We start from the raw sequence: 9,490 nt of genomic DNA on the forward strand, positions 1-9,490 counted from the left end.
TTAACGCCTCCCTGTGAAATAGTACCGATTCCAATCGATTTCGTCAATTTTCCTTGTGAATCTCTAAACTTATAGAATTTTTCGACTCTCATCTGGCGCCTAGTATGATATATTTTTTCCAGGGCCAATGCGAAGCATTTGGAGCAATAGACAGCGTGTCCTCCACCTTTTTTACGGGAAAGTGAGGTGATGATGCTGTCTTTTTGTGCTGTCGTTTTTCAGAATAAAATCTTGTGTAAAGCCAAAATTGATAATGGAGAGGATGAATGCAAAAGTGATCAGCAGAAAATCCGTGTTCAGGAAATCTGTCTCTATGGTCATGTCAGCCATTTTGGTACTTCCGTTAACCTTGGGCTTATTTCAGGCAGGACCCGACCGTGCATCAGCCGCAACACCGGAATCGACACGTTTTCTACAACTATATAAACAGCTGAAGGATCCGGCTAGCGGATACTTTTCAAAAGAAGGCATCCCTTATCATTCCGTTGAAACGCTCATGAGCGAGGCTCCGGATTACGGACACTTAACGACTTCGGAAGCGTACAGCTACTGGATGTGGCTGGAAGTGCTGTATGGTCATTATACCGGGGATTGGGGACATTTGGAATCCGCATGGGACAACATGGAGAAATATATCATTCCTGTTAATGAAGGCGACGGTAAGGAAGAACAACCGACAATGAGTAACTATAATCCGAACAGCCCCGCCACTTATGCCGCAGAATATTCGCAGCCGGATCAGTACCCAAGCCGTCTGAGTGGTCAGTATGGTGCTGGCAAGGATCCACTGGACTCTGAGCTGAAGGCAACCTATGGCAACAACCAGACTTATCTGATGCACTGGTTGTTGGATGTGGATAATTGGTACGGCTTCGGCAATCTTCTGAATCCGTCGCATACAGCTGCCTATGTAAACACCTTCCAGCGTGGGGAACAGGAATCAGTATGGGAGGCTGTACCGCATCCATCACAAGATAATCATAAGTTTGGCAAGCCTAATGAAGGCTTTATGAGCTTGTTCACCAAGGAAAATAATGCCCCGGCACAGCAATGGCGCTACACGAATGCCACCGATGCGGATGCACGGGCAGTTCAAGCGATGTACTGGGCTAAGGAATTGGGATATGACAACTCCGTATATTTGGATAAAGCCAAAAAGATGGGAGACTTTTTGCGGTACGGCATGTACGATAAATACTTCCAGAAAACCGGAAGCGCTTCCAATGGAAGTCCTATTGCTGGTACGGGCAAGGATGCCAGTCTTTACCTGATGGCATGGTATACGGCTTGGGGCGGCGGACTTGGCCAAAGCGGCAACTGGGCTTGGCGAATTGGTGCCAGCCATGCGCATCAGGGCTACCAAAATGTCGTCGCGGCGTATGCGTTGTCCGATCAAGATAGTGGATTAATACCGAATTCACCAACGGCGGGACAGGACTGGGCAACCTCGCTGAAGCGCCAACTGGAGTTTTATACTTGGCTGCAATCCGATGAGGGGGCCATTGCAGGCGGAGCGACGAATAGCTGGGATGGTGCCTACAAGGCTTATCCATCTGGCACAAGTACCTTTTATGGCATGGCTTATACAGGGGCTCCTGTATATAACGATCCACCGTCGAACAACTGGTTCGGGATGCAGGCTTGGCCTGTCGAGCGGGTTGCCGAGCTGTACTACATTTTAGCCAAGAAAGGGGATACTTCGTCCGAGCAGTTTAAAATGGCTAAACAAGTGACGGAAAACTGGATAGCGTGGTCCAAGAGCTATGTATTTGCCAACGAACGGCCTGTGACTGATGCACAGGGATACTATTTGGACGCTCAAGGTAAGCGTATTCTGGGTGGCAAGAATCCGAAAGTGGCTACTACAGCAGCTAAAGGGGAATTCTGGCTGCCGAGCAATCTGGAATGGAGCGGAAAGCCTGAAACCTGGAGCGGATTTGCCAATCATAAAGGGAATACCAATCTCCATGTGGTAACAAAGAATCCAGGGCAGGATGCCGGAGTGCTGGGCAGCTATGTTAAAGCACTTACTTTTTTTGCTGCTGGAACGAAAGCTGAAAAAGGAGACTATTCCGAGTTAGGCAAGGAAGCTAAGGATCTGTCTAAAGCTTTGCTTGATGCTGCCTGGGGTTATAACGATGGTATAGGCATTACAACGAAGGAAGCGCGCGAGGATTATTATCGCTATTTCACGAAAGAAGTGTATATTCCGAGCGGCTGGAGTGGTAAGACTGGACAAGGCAACACGATCCCTGGCACCGACGCTACGGCTTCTGATCCGTCCAAAGGCGGCAATGGTACGTATTCCAGCTATAGTGACATCCGGCCTAATATCACTAAAGATCCACAATGGTCTTATCTCAAAGATAAATACACGACTTCTTGGAACAATCAGATCAAAAAATGGGATAAAGGTGCTCCAGAATTTACGTATCATCGTTTCTGGTCCCAAGTGGATATGGCAACGGCTTATGCCGAGTATGACCGTCTCATTAACGGTAGTGGACCAACCGAGCCGACAGCTCCCAAAGCTCCGGCAAATGTGAAGGCAAATGCAGGGGACGCTCAGGTCACACTGACCTGGAGCAAAGCGACGGGTGCCGATAGCTATACGGTCAAGCGCTCGACAACCAGTGGTGGCCCTTATACCACAGTAGCAACGGTAACAGACAGCACTTACAAGGATACAGGAGTGGTGAATGAAACCACTTATTATTATGTGGCAAATGCAACAAATTCTTTAGGAACCAGCCCAGATTCTGCCGAGGTCAGTGCCAAGCCTACGGCAGCACCCATTCCAGCAACGGGAGATGTGATTGCACAATATCGCGTGGGCGACACCAACCCGGGAGATAACCAGATTCGGCCACTGTTCCGTGTAGTAAACAAGGGTAAAGAGGCAGTTGATCTGAAAAATGTCAAGCTGCGATACTACTACACCGTAGATGGTGACAAGCCACAGGAATTCCATTGTGACTATGCACAGTTGGGCAGTAGTAACGTTCAGGGACGTTTTGTGAAACTGGATAAGGCCGTTACAGGCGCAGATTATTATCTGGAAATCTCCTTTGGAGCTGGTGCGGGAAGTCTGGCAGCAGGGGAAAATACAGGAGATATTCAAATTCGCATGAACAAGACGGACTGGAGTAACTATAACGAAAGTGATGATTTTTCCTATGATCCAACCAAGACATCTTATATGGATTGGGACAAAGCACCTTTGTATATAAACGACAAACGTGTCTGGGGTCTGGAGCCTTGATTGTGAACTGATTGTGGAAAATGCGGGCGGAACGTGAGAGCACTGAATTCACTTCCGTCCATTTTTTTGTGATCGGATTCGTGGTACACTATGATCGTTACATCACTACATACATGACCGAGGTGACCTGAGACATGAATGACAATTTGGCACAGGCTCTGAATGAGCAAATGAACTTTGAATTTTACTCCGCTCACGTATATCTGGCGATGGCTGCTTATTGCTCCAGTGAAAGTCTGGATGGGTTTGCAAACTTCTTCCTGGTACAAGCTGAGGAGGAACGGTTTCATGCCATGAAACTGTATAAATACATTAATGACCGTAGAGGACGCGCCACATTGGCTGCATTGCCGGAGCCGAAAAATAGCTACGATTCCATGCTGGACGTATTTGAGCATGGCTACAAGCATGAGCAGCAAAACACGCAAAAATTTTATCATCTGGCTGACTTGGCCCTCGATGGACGTGAGCATGCAACGATCCATTTCCTGAAATGGTTTATTGACGAGCAAGTCGAAGAGGAAGCTCTGTTCGACAGTGTTATCCAGAAGCTTAAGCGCATTGAAAGAGACAGCAACGCCTTTTATATGCTGGACAGCGAGTTTGCCAAACGCAGCTTTACTGCCCCTGCGGAGTAGTACAGCATACATGGTTTGTTTTGAATGCCGGAGCTAAGACCAGCATTTTATTCGTCTAGAAAGTAGAGGAGCCCGATTTTCGGGCTTTTTTGCGTTGACTTTAATGAACGAATTCCCATCTTTCGAGGGGCTATTGTTATTTTAAATGGAGTTATAGAAAAAATTAATTTGTCGCTGAATGGTGAGCATGCTACAGTTATGTTAACTTTTATATCTTATTAAATAGATAGGAATAGTTATATAGTGGTTCACTCGATTTATAAAAACATTAGAAGGAGGCGGGTTAGTATGAGTGAAATCTATCGTCTGGCACTCCAGGAGGACGCAGAAAGATTGCAGTATGTGACGTATGAGGCGTATGAAACAATTCGGCAGTTGGAGCTTCGATGGCCTGCCGCTCAGGCAGACGTTGCTCTCATTCAAGAAAACATTAAAAATAATGATTGCTATGTGCTGGAAGTAGACGGTGTTATTCAGGCTACCGTTAGCCATCTCAAAAATAGAGCCCTTAATTTTATAACCGATCTACCGTTTGTGATGTGGTTTGCTGTAGACCCGGCTACCCAGGGCAAAGGATATGGGAAAAAACTGCTGAATTGGGTAGAGCAAACGATTATTCGTGACAAGGTCGGTGCTCCTGCTGTGACACTGGCGACTGCGGAAAAGCATCCCTATTTGCTATCCATGTACGAGCGTTGGGGATATGAACGTATCCATGCTTTTGACCATGGAACAGGGGACGGGACGATGCATTTACTGCGTAAAGTGGTGAATCCTGAATTATTCTCCACCTACATTCGTGAAAAAAATGAAGCCGAGACAGCCAATCGAAATTAGACGCGATCATAGGGAACGAAGAAGCCGATTCGTTCGCAGAAGGGGGGCAGGAGCTTATGAAGTTTGTATTATTCAGCCTAATGGCTAATCTGCCTAATGCGATTACCGGAGAAGCCTGGAGTTCGCAGCAAAAATTCCAAAATGTAATAAAGCAGGCTGTGCTCGCAGAGGAGCTTGGTTTTGATGCGTATGGTGTGGGGGAGCGGCATGGTGCGCCTTTTTTGTCGTCTTCACCTCCACTCGTTCTGACCGCTATAGCAGCGAGAACTGCACGGATTCGTCTGCTGACGATGGTAACGGTGCTTAGTATTCTTGACCCGGTACGCGTAGCTGAGGATTACGCGACACTGGATCATTTATCGGGTGGAAGATTAGAACTGATTATCGGAAAAGGCAATGATCCACGCCATTATCCGTTGTTTGGAATTACGGAGGAAGAGCAGTGGGAGTCGCTAGCAGAACGCTATCGTTTGCTCAAACGGCTATGGAGCGAGGAAGAGGTTACGTGGGAGGGCAGCTATCGGTCCCCGCTGTATCAGGTCACGACACAGCCACGCCCGTATCAAAAGCAAATTCCGATATGGCATGGAAGTGCCTCCAGTACATTATCGACGGAGCTGGCTGCACAATATGGAGAGCCGTTATTTTCCTCAAATTCTTTCCATCCTCAGGCCAAGTATAAAACGCTAATTGATCATTACCGTGAACGGCTCGCTTATTACGGTCATGATCCTGATCGGGCCGTAATTGGTGCCGGAGCCGGGAGTTTGTATCTGGCGGATACAGACGAGGAAGCGATCAGACGCTATCGCCCGTATTATGATGCTTACCACTCGACGGCGGCGGCTCAGCATAATCAATCCCCGTTTACAAGTTTGGAGGACAATATCCGCAACGGTCCAGTTCTGATTGGTTCTGCGGACAGCGTTCTTGAAAAAATACGAAACTATTATACTGCGTTCGGCCATCAGGTACTTAGCATAAGCGTGGATGGGCTGGAAGAGCAGGAGCAACTTGAACAGTTGCATCGGTTTGCCGAGGATATCATCCCTGTGCTGCGGCGAGAGATTCCCAGCACTATTTGGCAGCAGGTGCCGAACCTACACAAAGAAAATGGATCACTGGCTGCTATTCCTAAAGGTGCTCCCTCCATTTCTCCTATTTTTCAGTTGTGATTGATGAATAACGTTACCCTCTCTCATGAAAGCAACCGAAGTAGCGGTGCTTTCGGGTCGATAGCGACTGAGAGAGGTGCTTTTTAGTTTTAGACAAATTGACAGAGATACATAAAAAGAGTAACGTAATTGTATATTTATTTAAAATCGCATAAAATTAATCGGATTAATTAAAATTTAAAGATGTGGAATCTAATGATATAAAGGAGGAATTTTTTTGAGCGACTCACAATCTAGTACGACCAAGCGCTGTATAACAGCCGAGGATTTATATCGACTTCACTGGGTTAGCGATCCAGCTATTCATCCTCTAAGCAGTGAAATCGCTTACGTAGAGCAGCATATTAATAAAGAGCGGACAGATTATAACTCAGGAATTTGGCTATTATCGTCTGAAGGCGCTAGCGCAGTACCCTTTACATATGGACCCAAAGATGAAACGCCTGTCTGGTCACCAGATGGAACACAACTAGCTTTTCTCCGTACAATAGACGGCAAGCGCCAGGTATGGATTATTCCGAAACGCGGGGGGGAGGCACGACAGCTTACACACGTAGAGAACAACGTTCGTTCATTAGCCTGGTCTCCTGATGGGACCTGCATATCGTTTGTAGCTAAAACGGCCGAGAACCCGTCAAGCTCTACATCCGATGGAGGAACTCAGAAGGCACAACTTAAGGGACGAGTCGTTAATCGAACGAAAGCTAAATCCGACGGATATGGACTGTGGGATGATACTCGTGATCACTTGTATGTAACTGATGTGACTTCGGGGTACACAGTTCAACTGACTTCCGGCGCTTATGATGTGGCGGAGCCTGTGTGGTCACCGGATGGTCAACGTATTTTATTCGTCGCCAGAATAGCAGAGCATTCGAAAGAGGATACGGATTTACGTAAGCAGAATGATTTGTTTACGATAGCTCTTGGGACTTCAAATGGTGATGCAGCAGCACCGCTTAAGCTGACCCATTCTGAACTGCACATCGAGAGTGCTGCTTATTCTCCCGACGGTTCAACGATTGCCTTTTACGGTCATGATCGACATGCCAAAGACGCTACACAGACCCGACTGTACACGGTTCCTTCCAGTGGGGGGACGGCAGTATGCGTTAGTGAGACGCTTGACGCTCACCTCGGTAACGCGGGTATGAGCGACATGCGTTCACATCTTCATGTAGGACCACCACGCTTTAGTGCGGACGGTCAATCCCTGTATACGCTGGTAACCCTTGAAGGCAATGTACACGTATATCAGTTTGCGCTTGATGGAACTTTTAAAATTTTAACCCAGGGAGAACGGGAAATTTACCAATTCGAGCTTACTTCGGATGAGCAGCATATCATTGCCGCTTCCACCGATGTAGCTTTACCAGGTGATTTGTTCCGGATTGCGATTCATTCAGGAACTGAGGAACAGCTGACACGAGTGAATGATTCTCTGCTTGATGAGATTGAGATCAGTGTGCCTGAGAGCTTCTGGACTGAGGTTGAGGATGGACGACGGGTGCAGGGATGGGTGATGAAGCCTGCTGAGTTTAAGGAGAGGGTATCCTATCCTGCTATTTTGGAGATTCACGGTGGTCCTCATGCCATGTATTCCAATTCTTTTTTTCATGAATTTCAGTTGCTGGCCGCTCAGGGATATACAGTCATCTACACGAATCCGGGAGGAAGCCGAGGGTACGGACAGTCTTTTACCAATGTCGTCCTTGGAGATTACGGCGGACGCGATTACACCGATCTGCTGAGCGCAGTTGACGAGGCTATACGTCAATTTCCATTCATTCATCCAGAAAGGTTGGGTGTAACAGGAGGAAGCTATGGTGGCTTTATGACAAACTGGATTGTCGGCCATACCGATCGTTTCCGTGCAGCTGTGACCCAGCGATCCATATCTAACTGGCTGTCCATGTATGGAGTGAGTGATATAGGATACTCGTTTACTGAAGATGAAGTCGGCGGGAATCCGTGGGACGATTGCGAGCTCTTGTGGAGGCAATCTCCGCTGGCTTATGTGCAGCAAATCAACACACCGCTGCTCATATTGCACGGGGAGCAGGATCTGCGATGCCCTATAGAGCAGGGAGAACAGCTGTTTACAGCATTGCGTCGCTTGGGGAAACCTACGCAATTTGTCCGTTTTCCAGCTTCAAGTCACGAGCTTTCACGAAAAGGGCACCCGCAGCTTCGCGTGGAACGACTGCAACGTATTACCAATTGGTTTGTCCAACACGAATTATAAGTAAATCGCTTTCTTGTATTAATGTAAAAATGTCAGGTCCTAATCATAGGACTTGGCATTTTTAGTATGCCTTGCTACAATTCTCTCAACCTCATTCAAAAGGAGATATATAATGGCCGAGCCCTTAAAAAATATGTACACGGAGAATTTTCTTCAACTATTCGGTGAAAAAGTACAGTCTGCGTACATGCCGTTCGATACCAACGGATTCATCCATCAAGTAATGGATGAAAAATGGAATGAGCTGGAGCTAAAAGAACGAATACGGCGTATTTCGTTTACATTAGGGGCATTTTTGCCCAGCAATTATGAAGAAGCTCTGGATATTCTTTTTGCTATAGACGAGCATTGCAGTGGTTTTCCGTACTTGTTTTTCCCCGATTTTGTGGAGGTGTATGGGCAGGGAGAAGAGCATTGGGACCTGTCCATGAAGGCACTGGAGCGCTTCACATCTAAATCCTCTGCGGAGTTTGCCGTGAGACCCTTCCTCCTGCGTGAACCGGAACGGATGATGCAGCAGATGACGACCTGGGCGGGACACCATAGTGAACACGTTCGCCGTCTTGCCAGCGAAGGCTGCCGTCCACGGCTACCATGGGGACAAGCATTGCCTGTGTTTAAGCGCGATCCTGCTCCAGTATTGACCATATTGGAATTACTGAAGACGGATCCTTCGCTATATGTACGTAAAAGTGTAGCCAACAACCTGAACGATATTGCCAAGGATCATCCTGATGTGGTCATTGCTACGGCTCAACGGTGGAAAGGGACACATCCTGACACCGACTGGATTGTGCGTCATGGCTGTCGGACCTTGATTCGCAAATCCATACCCGAAGTGATGGCAATGTTTGGCTATGCGGATGAAACAGACGGGTCGCCGTTAGTCACTGATGCCTCTTTCAGCACAGACCCTGCCTTGCTAAGGCTCGGTGATAACTGTGAGTTGAGCTACGCGCTTCAGCTTCGAGAAGGTGACCCAGTACGAGTCCGTATCGAGTACGGCATCGATTTTGTGAAGGCGAGAGGACAAGTCTCACGTAAACTGTTTTTGCTATCTGACAAAACGGTCCCCGGAGGAACCCGTCTTACAGGTACACGGACACACCGTTTTGCAGACCTGACAACTCGTCGCCATTATGCGGGAGCGCACCGGATTGCGCTGCTCGTAAACGGGCAGGAAGCAGCTTTTACAATGGTAGAACTCCAGTTGTAGATCACGATAGCGGTGAAGAAAAAGAGCCTGAAATCAGGCTCTCAGATTGTCGAGAAACCCCGTCTTTTGAGACGTGGGTTTCTTTTTCTTTACATCATAAGGCTCTGGTCTCTGGAG

General features: G+C 47.5%; 6 protein-coding genes. All 6 read left to right on the plus strand.

Going from position 1 to position 9,490, the window contains the following annotated elements; genetic code table 11:
• Positions 1 to 313: 313 nt before the first annotated feature.
• The 6 genes from ACL9RM_RS23735 to ACL9RM_RS23760 all read left to right on the plus strand — a co-directional run bounded on the left by ACL9RM_RS23735 (position 314) and on the right by ACL9RM_RS23760 (position 9,373).
• The gene (locus tag ACL9RM_RS23735) at positions 314 to 3,262 is read left to right on the plus strand and encodes a glycoside hydrolase family 48 protein (protein ID WP_250268917.1); all 2,949 of its coding nucleotides are present in this window, start codon (positions 314 to 316) and stop codon (positions 3,260 to 3,262) included.
• Between the two features lie 134 nt (positions 3,263 to 3,396).
• Positions 3,397 to 3,900, plus strand: coding sequence for a ferritin (locus ACL9RM_RS23740; protein ID WP_013310291.1), 504 nt, complete (start codon positions 3,397 to 3,399; stop codon positions 3,898 to 3,900).
• A 288-nt stretch (positions 3,901 to 4,188) separates the two neighbouring features.
• Positions 4,189 to 4,737, plus strand: coding sequence for a GNAT family N-acetyltransferase (locus ACL9RM_RS23745; protein ID WP_250268272.1), 549 nt, complete (start codon positions 4,189 to 4,191; stop codon positions 4,735 to 4,737).
• 56 nt (positions 4,738 to 4,793) lie between these two features.
• Complete coding sequence (locus tag ACL9RM_RS23750; protein WP_250268274.1) at positions 4,794 to 5,912, plus strand: LLM class flavin-dependent oxidoreductase; 1,119 nt, start codon at positions 4,794 to 4,796, stop codon at positions 5,910 to 5,912.
• 217 nt (positions 5,913 to 6,129) lie between these two features.
• Complete coding sequence (locus tag ACL9RM_RS23755) at positions 6,130 to 8,157, plus strand: S9 family peptidase (protein ID WP_250268275.1); 2,028 nt, start codon at positions 6,130 to 6,132, stop codon at positions 8,155 to 8,157.
• A gap of 112 nt (positions 8,158 to 8,269) precedes the next feature.
• Complete coding sequence (locus ACL9RM_RS23760) at positions 8,270 to 9,373, plus strand: DNA alkylation repair protein (RefSeq protein ID WP_250268277.1); 1,104 nt, start codon at positions 8,270 to 8,272, stop codon at positions 9,371 to 9,373.
• The last annotated feature ends 117 nt before the right edge of the window (positions 9,374 to 9,490 follow it).

Source organism: Paenibacillus sp. S29, assembly GCF_049319765.1.
GTDB lineage: Bacteria > Bacillota > Bacilli > Paenibacillales > Paenibacillaceae > Paenibacillus > Paenibacillus polymyxa_B.

What these genes read in the sequence shown, in the direction of transcription:
- ACL9RM_RS23735 (WP_250268917.1), top strand. Translation starts at nt 314, where the DNA reads ATGGTCATGTCAGCCATTTTGGTACTTCCGTTAACCTTGGGCTTATTT.
- ACL9RM_RS23740 (WP_013310291.1), top strand. Translation starts at nt 3,397, where the DNA reads ATGAATGACAATTTGGCACAGGCTCTGAATGAGCAAATGAACTTTGAA.
- ACL9RM_RS23745 (WP_250268272.1), top strand. Translation starts at nt 4,189, where the DNA reads ATGAGTGAAATCTATCGTCTGGCACTCCAGGAGGACGCAGAAAGATTG.
- ACL9RM_RS23750 (WP_250268274.1), top strand. Translation starts at nt 4,794, where the DNA reads ATGAAGTTTGTATTATTCAGCCTAATGGCTAATCTGCCTAATGCGATT.
- ACL9RM_RS23760 (WP_250268277.1), top strand. Translation starts at nt 8,270, where the DNA reads ATGGCCGAGCCCTTAAAAAATATGTACACGGAGAATTTTCTTCAACTA.